At 63.4% G+C, this 12951-nt stretch carries 12 protein-coding genes; 9 read left to right on the top strand and 3 right to left on the bottom strand.

Annotated features, from left to right (window positions below; all coding sequences use genetic code 11):
• Window positions 1–200: 200 nt before the first annotated feature.
• The 4 genes from HSRCO_RS06770 to HSRCO_RS06755 are packed head-to-tail and all read left to right on the top strand — an operon-like array spanning window position 201 to window position 5011.
• Entirely contained in the window at window positions 201–1073 is an 873-nt protein-coding gene (locus tag HSRCO_RS06770; RefSeq protein ID WP_259519682.1) for an ABC transporter ATP-binding protein, read from the top strand.
• On the top strand, window positions 1070–2950 hold the full coding sequence (locus tag HSRCO_RS06765; RefSeq protein WP_259519680.1) for a PrsW family intramembrane metalloprotease: 1881 nt from the start codon (window positions 1070–1072) through the stop codon (window positions 2948–2950). Before HSRCO_RS06770 ends, HSRCO_RS06765 begins: the two co-directional genes overlap by 4 nt.
• Window positions 2943–3992: an ABC transporter permease gene (locus HSRCO_RS06760; protein ID WP_259519679.1), complete on the top strand. Its 1050-nt coding sequence runs from the start codon at window positions 2943–2945 to the stop codon at window positions 3990–3992. Before HSRCO_RS06765 ends, HSRCO_RS06760 begins: the two co-directional genes overlap by 8 nt.
• 44 nt (window positions 3993–4036) lie before the next feature.
• The gene (locus HSRCO_RS06755; RefSeq protein WP_259519678.1) at window positions 4037–5011 is read left to right on the top strand and encodes an aldo/keto reductase; all 975 of its coding nucleotides are present in this window, start codon (window positions 4037–4039) and stop codon (window positions 5009–5011) included.
• 23 nt (window positions 5012–5034) lie between these two features.
• Here the strand turns inward: HSRCO_RS06755 and HSRCO_RS06750 are convergent, their stop codons facing one another.
• Together HSRCO_RS06750 and HSRCO_RS06745 are read right to left on the bottom strand one after the other, a co-directional pair.
• Entirely contained in the window at window positions 5035–5451 is a 417-nt protein-coding gene (locus HSRCO_RS06750) for an EamA family transporter (RefSeq protein ID WP_259519676.1), read from the bottom strand.
• A gap of 84 nt (window positions 5452–5535) precedes the next feature.
• Window positions 5536–6213 carry an ATPase domain-containing protein gene (locus HSRCO_RS06745; protein ID WP_259519675.1) on the bottom strand — a complete coding sequence of 226 codons (678 nt, stop codon included), beginning with the start codon at window positions 6211–6213 and terminating at the stop codon, window positions 5536–5538.
• 178 nt (window positions 6214–6391) lie between these two features.
• Here HSRCO_RS06745 and HSRCO_RS06740 point away from each other — a divergent pair, with 178 nt between their 5' ends.
• The 4 genes from HSRCO_RS06740 to HSRCO_RS06725 all read left to right on the top strand — a co-directional run bounded on the left by HSRCO_RS06740 (window position 6392) and on the right by HSRCO_RS06725 (window position 10588).
• Window positions 6392–6979 carry an AsnC family transcriptional regulator gene (locus HSRCO_RS06740; RefSeq protein WP_259519674.1) on the top strand — a complete coding sequence of 196 codons (588 nt, stop codon included), beginning with the start codon at window positions 6392–6394 and terminating at the stop codon, window positions 6977–6979.
• A gap of 136 nt (window positions 6980–7115) precedes the next feature.
• Window positions 7116–9653 (top strand): heavy metal translocating P-type ATPase, encoded by a 2538-nt coding sequence (locus HSRCO_RS06735; RefSeq protein WP_396266419.1) that lies wholly within the window; start codon window positions 7116–7118, stop codon window positions 9651–9653.
• Between the two features lie 50 nt (window positions 9654–9703).
• The gene (locus HSRCO_RS06730; RefSeq protein ID WP_259519672.1) at window positions 9704–9979 is read left to right on the top strand and encodes a heavy-metal-associated domain-containing protein; all 276 of its coding nucleotides are present in this window, start codon (window positions 9704–9706) and stop codon (window positions 9977–9979) included.
• Window positions 9980–10321: 342 nt separating this feature from the next.
• Complete coding sequence (locus tag HSRCO_RS06725; protein WP_259519671.1) at window positions 10322–10588, top strand: helix-turn-helix domain-containing protein; 267 nt, start codon at window positions 10322–10324, stop codon at window positions 10586–10588.
• Window positions 10589–10600: 12 nt separating this feature from the next.
• Here the strand turns inward: HSRCO_RS06725 and HSRCO_RS06720 are convergent, their stop codons facing one another.
• Window positions 10601–12223, bottom strand: coding sequence for an acyl-CoA synthetase (locus HSRCO_RS06720; RefSeq protein ID WP_259519670.1), 1623 nt, complete (start codon window positions 12221–12223; stop codon window positions 10601–10603).
• A 99-nt stretch (window positions 12224–12322) separates the two neighbouring features.
• Here HSRCO_RS06720 and HSRCO_RS06715 point away from each other — a divergent pair, with 99 nt between their 5' ends.
• On the top strand, window positions 12323–12949 hold the full coding sequence (locus HSRCO_RS06715; protein WP_259519669.1) for a uracil-DNA glycosylase family protein: 627 nt from the start codon (window positions 12323–12325) through the stop codon (window positions 12947–12949).
• The last annotated feature ends 2 nt before the right edge of the window (window positions 12950–12951 follow it).

Genomic DNA, 12951 nt, shown 5'->3' with positions numbered 1-12951 from the left:
CGATCAGTACAGTCAGCCCGAGCGGATGCACGACCGCTACGACGGACCGGACGGTACCACAGCTATCCGACGACCGTATGTCGCTTCTCTCCACCAGATCCTGCGAGAAGGATGATTCGATGGTGCGCAGGAACGGTCTTCCAGTACTGGGCTGGCCGATAGCCAAAGTATCAATAGCGTCGCCCCGAGATGGTTCGACGATGATTACGGTCGAGGGGTTGGAGAAACGGTACGGCGACGTCCAGGCCGTGGATGGCATCGATTTCGCCGTGGACACTGGTGAGGTGTTCGGCCTCGTGGGACCGAACGGAGCAGGGAAGACCTCGACCCTGAAGACGATCGCCGGTCTCGTCGAGCCGACGGCGGGGACCGTCACGGTCAATGGTTTCGACGCAGCCGACCCCGCCATGCGGGAGACGCTGGGCTATCTCCCCGAGGAATCCCCGCTCTACGAGGAGATGACGCCACTCGGGTATCTGCACTTCTTCGCCGACCTCTACGACGTCCCCCGGTCGATCGCCGCAGAACGGATCGAACGAGCGCTGGACAGACTCGACCTCGAGGCCCGCGACCGCCCGGTCGGGGACTTCTCGAAAGGGATGAAACGCAAGGTCGCCATTGCCCGTTCACTGGTCAACGACCCGGACGTCCTCGTCTACGACGAACCAGCGAGTGGGCTCGACCCCGCGACGACACACACGGTCGTCGAGTTCACCAGGGAACTCGCCGGCGAGGGGAAGACCGTCGTGTTCAGTGCGCACGACCTCTATCACGTCGAGAGCGTCTGTGACCGCGTGGCGATCATGCGGGACGGCCGGATTGCGGCTGGTGGAACGCTCGCGGAGATTCGAGACCGGCACGGAACCATCGAGTACCGCGTCTTCACCGACGTCCCCCTGGACGGGGCGGAGGCGGTGGGCGACCGCTGGCAATCGCGGGTCGAATCGATGGACGCCGTGGAGACCGTCCGCAAGCGAGCGAACGCCGCCGGTGGAGAGGTAACCGACATCCGAACGGATGAATCGACACTCGAGGACCTCTTCCTGGAGGTCACCGGACACGGTCCACGATGACGCCGCGTCGAATCTTCCGGATCGCGCGGTGGGAGATCGCGAAATCCGTCGGTGGCACCGACAGACGTGCCGCAGTTGCCATCCTCGTCGTCCTGGTGTCCCTGGGTGGGATGGCACCCATGCTCGTCGCATCGAGCCCATCTCCGGGCGAGGACCTCTATCGGGTCGGAGTCGAGCCCTCGAACCCGTACTACGAACCAGTTCGGGCGTCGTCCGAATTGCGCGTCGTATCGGGGTCCGACGATGACCTCCACAGCGGCGACATCGAGGTCCTGATCGACGGGAAGATGGTCAAGGTACGGGATTCGGCGTCAGGTCAAGCCGCCGGAGCGGCTTTTCGTGAGGCCGTGATCAGCTACAACGACCGAGCGATGCGGAGTGAGTCGGACGAGGCGGCCGCGTTTCCGGTCGTGGTGAGTCTCAGTTATACGTCACGAGACGGGGCTGCAACCTCGCTACTCGATGCAGCCGGTAGCGGTTCGGTCGACGACGGTGGTGCGGACGATGCTGACGGCGGCGATGCCACCGCCACCCAGCAGTCCGATCAGTCCGAGGACGTGGCTGGTTCTGCTGACGAAGACCCATCACCGACGGCCGACGAAGACACGTCGGATGCGAACGACGATGACCGCGGTACGGAGGCCGAACGCACCAGTGACGGAATCCAGGCCGGAGGCGCCGACGGCGTTCGAAGCGATAGCGGGCCGCTCGATGGAATCCTCGGCACGACGCAAACGGGCACCCCATCATCGATCTCACCGCCGTTTCCGCTTCGGTCGCTACTCCTGGCCTTCGTCTTCCTCTTGCCGTTCAACGTTGTCATACAGGCGTACGGCAGCTCCATCTTCGCGGAGCGAATCAACCGTCGAGCAGAGCCACTGCTGGTCTCGCCTGCCTCGCGGGCCGACATCGTCCTGGGGAAGACGCTCCCGTATCTCGTCGGTTCCGTCGTGATCACCGCCGTCATCGCGTTCGGTATCGGTGCCGGAATCCGCAGCGTGGCTGCCATCGTCCCGCTCGCCGCTCTCTTCCTCGGTGCCAGTTTCGTAGCGGGCTTGCTCTCCCGCTCCTACAAGGAACTCACCTTCGTGACGGTCACCATCTCCGTGGTGGTGACGGGATACGCGTTCGTGCCAGCCGTGTTCACGCAGGTGCATCCCATCGCCGCCATCTCCCCGCTATCGGTGGTGGTGAGCGACCTGCAATCGGCGCCGTTCTCGCCGGGAGCGTTCGTCCTCTCCACCGTCCCGGTGACTCTCGCCGCCGTGGTCCTGTTCGTCCTCGGAACGGGGATGGTGCGAGAAGAACACATGTTCACCCGGCGACCGTTACCGGCAAGAACGCTGGACGCGCTCGCCGCGCCACTCGGTGCGCGGTGGACGGTCGGACTCTGGACGGCGCTGTTCGTGCCGTTCGTCTTCGTCGCGGAGTTGTTCGTCGTGTCCGCCCTCTTCGTGCTTCCCGCGGCGACGTCCATCCCGGTGCTCCTCGCTGCCATCGCCGTCATCGAGGAGGTCGCCAAGAGTCTGCACGTCTACGCCGGGTTCGAGCGCGGCCGATTCCCGAGAGGTAGTCGCACGGCAGTCGTCCTCGGCACGGTCTCAGGCATCGGCTTCTTCCTCGCCGAGAAACTGATGGCGATCACCCAGCTCGTGGGCCTCCCGCAACTCGACGTCGGTCAGGTCGCCTTCGGCCCGGCTATCGGCGGTTTTTCCCCTGGCCTGCTCCTCGTCGCGCCGCTTTTCTTGCACGTCACGACGGCGACTATCTCCGCAGTCGGCGCGGCACGTTCGCGGCTGGCCTACCTTCTCGGCCTGAGCGTCGCCATCCTCGTCCACCTGGGATACAACCTCGCGGTGGTGAGCGTCCTTGCGTAGACGTCTTCGCATCGCGCGGCGGACCATCGGGTCACTCAGGTCGGAGAAGACCATCCTGCTCGCCATCGCCATCCAGCTGTTCGTGGCAGCGTTCTCCTCGTTCATGGTGGTCGGTCTCGTCTCCCTGACCGATCCGGGCGCGACCGAGGGCGGGTACGAGGTGGACATGGCCGTCAGCGGGAACGCGAGCGACGACCTCCTGGCTGCCGTGGATTCGGGCGAGTCCAGAGACGCGATGGAGTTCGAATCCAGGGAGTCGGCCGTGATCGCCCTCTCTAATGGCCGGGTCGATGGCGTCCTGCACGCCGAGTACATCGAACGGGGGAGGATCCACGTCGACGCCGTGGCACCGGAGGGCGACTTCGAGACGACCCTGGTCGTCGTCGAGATGAAGGACGCACTCGGGGAGTTCGAACGCCAAAAGCGGATCGCGATGTCTCACCGACTCACGAGGCAGCCACTCGCCGTTCCGGAACCGCCACAGTCGAACCCATACTTCGAGTTCACGTACACCGTCTTGATCCCCGTCCTCGCGTTCCTCCCGGCGTTCATCAGTGGCAGCATCACTGCCGACTCGCTCGCCGAAGAGATCGAACGCGGGACGCTCGAACTCCTGCGTGTAGCACCGGTCACTCCGGCACAGATCGTCGATGGAAAGGCACTCGCGATGGTGGCGATCGCACCGGCACAGGCGGCACTCTGGTTGGGACTGTTGGCGTTCGACGGAACGTCCATCGCTCGTCCGGGCGCGATACTGCTCTTGGTCCTCGCTACCACGACCATACTCGTCACGCTGGGTGCGGGGCTGGCCCTGCTCATCCGTCGACGAGCGGAGGCACAGCTACTCTACTCGCTTACCGCGTTGGCGCTGTTCGGCCTCGCCCTGTTCGCCCCGGAGGGACCGCCGGCCGCCATCGCGAAACTCGCCGTGGGAACGGCTACGCCCATCACAGACGCGACGGTAATCGCCTCGTTCGTCGTCGCCGTCGGCGCCTACTGGGGGCTCAGAACGGTGCTCGACCGGACAGTGTCTCTCGAGTAATCGGCTCACGAAGGTTTTTGGAGGCCGATGATGTGGTCGGGTCCATGGAGTACACCACCCTCGGCGACACCGGGATGACCGTCAGCAAGATCGCACTCGGCTGTATGAGTTTCGGGTCTAGCGACTGGCGGCCGTGGGTCCTCGAGGAGGATGAGGCGCTCCCACTCATCGAGCGCGCCATCGACCTCGGCGTGAACTTCTTCGACACCGCCAATATGTACTCCCGTGGCGAATCGGAGCGGATCCTCGGGAAGGCACTCGAAGGCCACCGCGAGGAGAGCGTGGTAGCGACGAAGAGCTACTTCCAGATGGACGACGAGAATCCCCACTCCGGCGGTCTCTCCCGGAAAGCCATCGAGCAGGAACTCGAGAACAGCCTGGAACGACTCGGGATGGACACCATCGACCTCTACCAGATCCATCGGTGGGACGAGGATACGCCGATCGAGACGACGCTCCGGGCGCTCGGCGACGCCGTCGACCGCGGAAAGGTGCGCTACATCGGCGCGAGTTCGATGTGGACCTACCAGTTCGCGGGGTCGCTTGCGGCGTCGGATCGGCTCGACCGGCCCCGGTTCCAGACGATGCAGAACCACTACAACCTCGTCTACCGCGAGGAAGAACGGGAGATGCTCCCGTATACTCAGGAACGGAACGTCGGGGTCATTCCCTGGTCACCCCTCGCCAGGGGGTATCTCACCCGGCCACACGAAGACGTAGACGCGACGGATCGTGGCGAAGCCGAAGAGCATCTCTACGAGCACCCCTACCGCGAGGGCGGCGGTCCGGAAATAAACGAACGTGTGCAGGAACTCGCCGCGGAGAAGGACGTCACGATGGCCCAGATAGCGCTCGCCTGGTTGTTCCACAAAGACTGGGTCGACGCACCCATCGTGGGGACGACGAGTATCGAACACCTCGAGCAGGCCGTCGAGGCCCTCGATATCGACCTCTCATCGAGTCAGATCGAATACCTCGAAGAGCCGTACGAACCGGTCCGCGTCTCCGGCCACGACTGAAGAGTCGATCCGCCAGCGCCCGCTCAGTAGCCGGCCGTCAGATAGACTGCGATGACCGCGAAGACGATGCCGAGTCCCTTCCGGGCGGTGACCGACTCGCCCAGAACGACGAAGCCAACGAGTGAGCTGAGCACGAGGAACATCCCGAATATCGGCGTGACGACGCTCACCGGACCGAGGGAGAGCGCCTTGTAGTAGGCGAGGATGCCAACAGCGAGCGCGATGCCGGCAGCGTAGAGATAGGGGGCACGGGGGTGGCTCAGATACTCGATCGTGGAATCGTTCGTCACCAGGACCAGTGCAGCCGCCGCGACCACCAGCATCGTATTGGAGACCATCACCGCCACGTTCGTCGGAATCTCCTCGGTAGCGACCTTCATCAACGGCGCCACGAGACTGTACGCGATAAGGGCGAGCAAGGACCAGCGCAGATATGCCATAGGACGGTGTGTCGACCGCTCGCGGTAATCAGTTACGAACCGGAGCCAGAGCGGTCGATCGAACACGAACCGGAGCCAACCCGTTCAATCGAGTGCGACCCACTCGGTCGGCGACGGGGTGACCCCTCGTACCCGAGCTTCACGACCACCGTCATCCGGAACGCGGATGTCGACGACGCCGTCGAAGAGCTGACTGATCGTACTGACCGTCTGTTCTTCGTGAGAACTCGGGTCGATGGCGAACAGGCCCAGCCAGTCGTTGGACTGGATCTGGCTCGTGAACACGTGCAGGAAGCGGAAGAGCCGCTGGAGGTCGACGTACATCAACAGGGGTGTAATCGAGTCGAACCCGATACGCAGCCGTTCGACACCGTTCCCGCCGGCTTCCTTTGCGATCTCCGAGAACTCGATGCCGATACCGGTGAGGTCCCCGGGAGAGGAGACCGACTGCACCATCGCGTTCCCGATTTCGCTCCCGCTCTGGGAGCTCACACAATCGATCAACCGGAGAAACTCGTCGTCGCCGTCCCGGAGTGCCCGGTAATCTTCGACGATGTCAGTCGCCGGGTCCTTCGTCGTGACCACGACACCACCCTCACCCAGTGACGCGCCGTGGGCCATCATCCGCAGCATCAGCTGTCGCTTCCCGGACATCGAGGGACCACTGACCAGGAGGTTGGTCCCGGGAGCGACTTCGCTGACCAGCGCCGGGGGGAGGATCGAATCGAGGTCGTACATCATTCGTTCGGAGTTCGCCGACATATCGGGCCCCGCCTAACCGTTCGTATGGACCTATTAAACGACACTGCATAAGTATATGCTGGATGGCTCCGACCGATTCGGCCAGCCCGCATCCGCTCGGACCACTCCGCTGCTGTGATGGGCGTCGGTGCAGCCGACCGCTCGTCAGACGTATCTGTCAGGAGGATAATCGACTCACATGCGCGACCTCGACGACATCGACATCGAGATCCTCGGGTTGCTGGTCGAGGATGGGCGGCGGCCCTATCGAGAGATCGCAGACGAGGTCGGACTCTCGCCACCGGCCGTCTCCGATCGGGTCCAGCGGCTCCGCGATCAGGGCGTCATTCGGCGGTTCACCGTCGCGCTCGACAGGGAGCAGCTCAGAGAGGGGACGCCAGTGCTCGTCACCCTCGAGGTCGACCCGGCGAAACTCGACACCGTTCGAGCGTCCATTCGCGAGGCGGAGGCCGTCGAACACTGCTTCGTGACCGTCGACTCCCGGCTGGTCGTGCAGGCGAACGCACCGGCGGACGTCAGACAGTGGCTACTGTCGATCGTCGAACCCGAACACGTCGAGGAGATGGCGGTCGATCTCCTCAGCAGTTCGGAGTGGACCCCTGCAGTCGGCGCGACGGAGTTCGCTCTCACCTGCGACGAGTGCGGGAACACGGTGACCGCCGAGGGTGTGACCGCACGGATCGGCGGCGAGGTGAAACAGTTCTGCTGTGGGTCCTGTGAAGCACGGTACCGTGAAGCATACGAAAACCTCGCGAGCGATGTCTGAAACCGTCCGTTCATTTCAGATCCTTCGGTTGAAGGCCCAGCTCACTTTGGTTCGTTAGGGGCAATCGGCATCAACCTGGAGAGCCTTTCTACAGATAGTGAATTCGATGCGCCACGCCCGCCTGGAGATAACCGGTATGAGCTGTGCGAACTGCTCGGCCGCCATCGAGGACGCCGTCGGTGACCTCGAGGGCGTCGACGAGGCGACGGCCAACTTCGCGACCGACGAGGGCTCGGTAGAGTACGACCCCGAGGAAGTGCGCCTCGAAACGATCTTCGATGCCATCGAGCAGGCCGGCTACAGCGCCGCCACTGAGACGGTCTCCATCGGCGTCTCCGATATGTCCTGTGCGAACTGTGCGGAGACCATCGCCGACCGCCTCCACGATACGGCGGGGGTCATCACGGCGAGTGTGAACTACGCGACCGACGAGGCCGCCGTGACGTACAATCCGGCCGACGTCGCACTCGAAGACCTCTACGACGCCGTCGAGGCGGCGGGCTACTCCCCCGTCCGAGAGACTGAGGGCGACGAACAGAGCGATTCGGATAGACGACAGGCCGCCCGGAACGAGGAGATAGCGAAACAGCGACGACTGGTGCTCTTCGGGGCCGCACTATCGCTTCCGCTCCTCGGGCTGATGGTCGAGCATCTGTTTTTCCCATCGCTGTTGCCGGATGCCATCGGACCGGTTGGCGTCGGATGGTTCGCGTTCCTCTTCGCGACCCCCGTCCAGGTGGTCCTCGGCCGCGAGTTCTACCGCAACTCCTGGAACGCACTCGTCCACAACCGGACCGCCAACATGGACGTGCTCATCGCGCTCGGGTCCACGACTGCGTACACCTACAGCGTGGCCGTACTGGCCGGGCTCATCGCGGGCGGGCTCTACTTCGATACCGCAGCCCTCATCCTGGTGTTCATCACCCTCGGTAATTTCCTCGAAGCCCGCTCGAAGGGCCAGGCCGGCGAGGCCATCCAGCAACTCCTGGAGATGGAAGCCGAGACGGCGACCGTCATCGGCCCGGACGGAACGGAACGCGAAGTCCCCCTGGAGGAGGTCCAGGTCGGCGACATTCTGAAGGTCAGACCCGGCGAGAAGATTCCCACGGACGGCGAGGTCATCGACGGTCAGAGCGCCGTGGACGAATCGATGGTGACCGGCGAGTCGGTCCCCGTCGAGAAATCCGAGGGCGACGAGGTGGTCGGGTCCACCATCAACGAAAACGGTATGCTGACCGTCCAGGCCACGAAGGTCGGCGCCGAGACCGCCATCCAGCAGATCGTCGACCTCGTCCGGGACGCGCAGTCCCGCCAGCCCGAGATCCAGAACACGGCCGACCGCATCAGCGCATACTTCGTCCCGGCGGTCATCGTCAACGCGCTGTTCTGGGGGTCGATCTGGTACCTGTTCCCCGAAGCGCTCGCCGGATTCGTCGGCGCACTCCCACTCTGGGGGGTCGTGGCCGGTGGCCCGGCGGTCGCGGGCGGGGCAGTGTCGGTCTTCGAGTTCTCGATCATCGTCTTCGCCAGCGCCGTCCTCATCGCCTGTCCCTGTGCGCTGGGACTCGCCACCCCGGCCGCGACGATGGTCGGTACGAGCATCGGCGCCCGCAACGGCGTCCTCTTCAAGGGTGGCGACGTGCTGGAACAGGTCCGCGACATCGATGCCGTCGTCTTCGACAAGACGGGGACGCTCACCAGGGGCGAGATGCGACTCACCGACGTCGTGGCCCTCGACGACCAGGCCGTCGCCGATGGCGGCGTTCTGCAGACACGGATCGACGAGTCGTTCGTCCTGCGGATGGCTGCGAGTGCGGAACGCGGGAGCGAGCACCCGCTTGCCGCGGCCATCGTCGATGGCGCGACGGATCGTGACCTCGAGGTGAGCGAACCGACCGACTTCGAGAACGTCCCCGGACACGGCATCCGCGCGACGGTCGCAGACACGGAGGTCCTCGTCGGCAATCGAGCGTTACTCGAGTCGAACGACGTCGACACAGAACGGGTATCGGAGACGCTGCAGACGTTCGAATCGGCGGGGAAAACGGCGATGCTCGTCGCCGTCGATGGCCAGGTAGTCGGTGTCATCGCGACCGCGGACGAGATCAAAGAATCCGCAAAGCGGGCCGTCGCGACACTCACCACGCGCGGCCAGGACGTGTGGATGATCACCGGTGACAACGAACGGACGGCGAAAGCGGTCGCCCAGGAGGTCGGTATCGACGCCGACAACGTCATGGCGGGTGTGCTCCCCGAGGACAAGGCGAACGCCATCGACGAGATTCAGACCGATGGCCGTCGGGCAATGATGGTTGGTGATGGCGTCAACGACGCGCCCGCACTCGCGGCTGCTTCCGTGGGGACCGCCATCGGGAGCGGGACCGACGTGGCGATCGAAGCCGGGGACGTGACGCTCATGCGGGACGACCCCCTCGACGTTGTGAAGGCGATCCGCATCTCCGAGGCGACCCTGGAGAAGATCAAGCAGAACCTCTTCTGGGCACTCGGCTACAACACCGTGATGATCCCTCTGGCATCGCTCGGGTTGTTGCAGCCAGTGCTGGCGGCGGCCGCGATGGCGTTTTCGAGCGTAAGTGTGCTGACGAACAGCCTACTGTTCCGCCGCTACACCCCGGACACCGACTACCACGTCCTCGGTGGTCTCCGACGATAGCGCCGGTACAACCCGAAACGCCCTAAACCTCCCCCCTCCAATCCCGTTTCATGTCGATTACGGTTACCGTTACGGACATGTCCTGTGATGGCTGTGAAGAGATCGTCGAAGGCGCCGTCGCAGACGTCAGAGGCGTCGAATCGGTCGAAGCAGACCGCGAAGCACAGACGGTCACGGTCGAGGGCGATGCCGACGTCGAAGCGGTCAAAGAAGCTATCGACTTCGCGGGGTACAACCCCACCGAAGGGACGACCACGGCAGACGACGAAGACGAACCGACAGAAGAAGTCGAGTCGAGCGACGAATCTGACGAAGACGAGGAGTAACGACCCGGACGCCGTCGAAGACGGGCAGTGTGACGAATCGGGCGCCGCCGTCGCCGGTCCGTGACACGGGCGATGAACCGAACTATTCTCCGCCGTAAACCGCCTCGTGGTCGAGCCCCGGGGGACTCGGCCTGCTCAGCCTGCAGATTACTGGGCAGGTATCTCTTCCAGGCGGTGTGTTGTGACGAGGAGACCAGCGGACTCGTCGTGTGGGCGCTTTCGAGGTCGAGCCGACGTTCCAGTTGAAACTACCCGCGCAATGTTGGGAAGTTACTAATAGTAACCAGGTCACGGCACCGATACCTAATATATAATATCCCCCAGTTCTTTGGTGCACCTAGAATGTCCCAGTCCGAAGACACCGTCCGAGACCTGCCCCCGAGTGGAAAGCTAGTCCTGAAGGTTCTCGAGTACAACGGCGGCCTCACCCAGAAACAGATCGTCGAGAAGTCCCGCCTCTCTCAGCGGACCGTCCGCGACGCCCTGGACCGACTTCAGGAGCAGAGCATCGTCGAGAAGAACATCTACGTTCCCGACGCCCGGCAGAACCTGTACACCCTCACCGTCGAATCAGAGGCCCCCGTCGAGGCCCACGCTTCCCTCGACTGACGGTTCCGCGTTTCAGCCACCGAACTGATCCGTCTCTGCAGAGCGGAGTTCGATCCGACGGATCTTCCCACTGGAGGTCTTCGGGAGTTCGTCCACGAAGTCGATGCGGCGCGGATATTTGTAGGGTGCCGTCTCCGACTTCATGAATTCCTGAATCTCGTCCACCAGTGACTCGCTCGGTTCGTACTCCTCGGTCAGTACCACGTAGGCCTTGACGACGTTCCCGCGATCATCGTGCGGACTCGCGACGGCTGCGGCCTCGGAGACCGCATCGTGGCTGACGAGGGCGTCTTCCACCTCGAATGGACCGATCCGGTACCCAGAGGAGATGATGATATCGTCGGCGCGTCCCTCGAAGAAGAAGTAGCCGTCCTCGTCCTGCCGTGCCAGGTCGCCTGTTCGATAGTACTCGCCCCGGAACGTCTTATCGTCGAGGTGCGGTTTCTCGTAGTATCCATCGAAGATTCCCGGATTGTCGACCGGGACGGCTATCTCACCGATCTCACCCGGTTCGACCTCCTCGTCGTCTTGCGTGTCGATGATGGTCGTCTCGAGACCAGGTGTCGGCTTCCCCATGCTCCCAGGTTTCACGTCGATACCGGGATAGTTCGTGACGAGTGCGACGGTCTCGGTCTGGCCATAGCCGTCACGGGGTGTGACACCGAATGCGTCGTCGAACGCTTCGATCGGTTCGACGTTGAGTGGCTCCCCGGCGGAGAGCGCGTCGGTCAACGCCAGGTCCCACGAGTCCAGATCCTCCTGAGACCACATACGGTACTGGGTTGGAACGGCACAGAGACGCGTAACCCCCTCCGACTCCATCACGTCAAGGAAGATGTCGGGTTCGAACTCTCCCTCGTAGACGAGTTGTGTCGCACCCGTCGCCAATCCGACTCCGACGGGACTCCAGAACCACTTCGCCCACCCGGTGCCAGTGGTTGCCCAGAGCAGTTCGTCCGACAGGTCGTCGTCGACCGAGACACCCCACCAGTACGGCCCGTTCACGCGACTGAACGCGTACAGCCATCGGTGGCGATGCAGTACCGGTTTGGGTTTTCCGGTCGTTCCGCTGGTGTAATTGATCGACATCGGGTCCTGTGCAGAAAGGGACGGGCCGTCGTGGGTCGTCGATCGATCCGAAACGAGGTCCTCGTATCGTTCCCAGCCGTCGACGTGGCCGTCGACGACGATTGTGCGCTCGATGGGTGTGTCTTCGAGGATAGGATCGACCATCCCGGTGAGGGATTCGTGGGCGACGATGGTCGTCGCATCGCAATCGGTTGCCCTGAACTCGATGTCGTTCGGTTGGAGCATCTCGGAGGAGGGGACGAGCAGTGCCCCACGTTTCAAGGCCCCTAACTGGATGGCGAAAACGTCGGGATGGCGGGGTAATAGGTGCAAAACACGGTCACCCTTCCCCACGCCCATCGATTCCAGGGCGTTCGCGAAGCGATTCATTCCATCCCGCAGTTCTCCGAACGTCAGAGTCTCGCGTCGTCCGGCTCGGTCCAGGAACCGAAGGGCCGTTCGGTCGCCGAACTCCGCCGCATGTGACTCGACGACCGAGGGAATGGCGAAGTCCTCGGGGATGTCCCAGTCGAACTGGTCGACGGCGGCATCGTAATCTACTGACATGAATAGGCCATCTACCGAATTTATCATAATTGTTCGCCCGCTATTGTGTGGGCTGCCGTTATCGCGGGCCCTATATTCGACGGCCGCCAGTCATTCCCTGTGGAGAACATCACGGACCGCACACGGAACCCCTTCGGGATGGAACCACCATGTGACCGGTACGTGCCCGGCTATGGGGATGCCAATGCCGACGTGCACGTCATCGGCGATCACCCCGGGCGTCACGGCGGCATCGAGACCGGCGTCCCGTTTACCGATTCCATCGCCGGCGAACGCATTCAGCGTGTACTCGAGGCAGTGGGCCTCTTGTCCGATCCTGGCGACGCTCCGACCGCCCAGAACCTGTTCTGCTCCTATCTACACATGTGCGTGTCGGACGAAGAACCGACCTCGGAGTCGTATTTGGAGATGGAGCGGTACTTCGATACGGAACTACGGGCGATTACCGCCCACGTCCTCGTCCCCGTCGGCGAGCGCGCAGTCCGGCACGTCCTCGAGCAATTCTCGACGTACCCGGTGGCGAACCTCGATGTCAGGGCAGTCCACGCGACGGAGATATCTGGCGGTGCGTGGCTGATCGTCCCTGTCACGGATCCGATCGACTGGACCGATGACGACGCCGACGAATTGATCGCAACACTCGAAGCGGTCCTGGACCGAGATTACGCCCGAGAGAGCGACCTGGGTCGGTTCCTCACCGACCCGGACCCGTATCTCGTTCGGTGACG

Source organism: Halanaeroarchaeum sp. HSR-CO, assembly GCF_024972755.1.
Classification (GTDB): domain Archaea; phylum Halobacteriota; class Halobacteria; order Halobacteriales; family Halobacteriaceae; genus Halanaeroarchaeum.
Note: the sequence above shows the minus strand (reverse complement) of the source record. Positions and strands in the feature narration are given on the sequence as shown.